This window comes from Actinomyces sp. HMSC065F12 (genome assembly GCF_001814535.1).
Classification (GTDB): Bacteria; Actinomycetota; Actinomycetes; order Actinomycetales; family Actinomycetaceae; genus Pauljensenia; species Pauljensenia radingae_A.
In genome coordinates this window covers 1-326 of sequence record NZ_KV816958.1, presented here as the reverse complement: position 1 = coordinate 326, position 326 = coordinate 1, and the positions used below count along the sequence as shown (strand labels likewise).

The window sequence follows — 326 nt, the reverse complement described above, 5'->3', positions numbered from 1 at the left end:
CGCCAGTACATGGACTGGTTCTTGCCTGCGTGGGAAGTCATCGCTGAAGACGACCGCTTCATCCTCGAAGGCTTCTTCCTCAGCGAGGGGACACAAGATGAGAAGGTATCGATGATCGCCGACCATTTCTACGTCGAGCGTGACACGGTCTATCGGCGCAAGAACCGGGCCCTCGACAGGTTCGCCACCGCCTTATATGGACAGCTCTAGCGTTAGCCGGTATCCGAAACATGCGATAGAAAACCGCATATCGGTGTGAGAACATGTAAGTGGTTGAAAACTAGGAGAAGCCCCAAGAACCCACACGGGAACTTGGGGCTTCACCA

Annotated in this window: 1 pseudogene; it reads left to right on the top strand. The window is 54.6% G+C overall.

Annotation, left to right across the window (positions count from 1 at the left end):
• Positions 1-210 (top strand): annotated as a pseudogene (locus HMPREF2975_RS03340) (hypothetical protein); the annotation flags it as partial.
• Between the last annotated feature and the right edge of the window lie 116 nt (positions 211-326).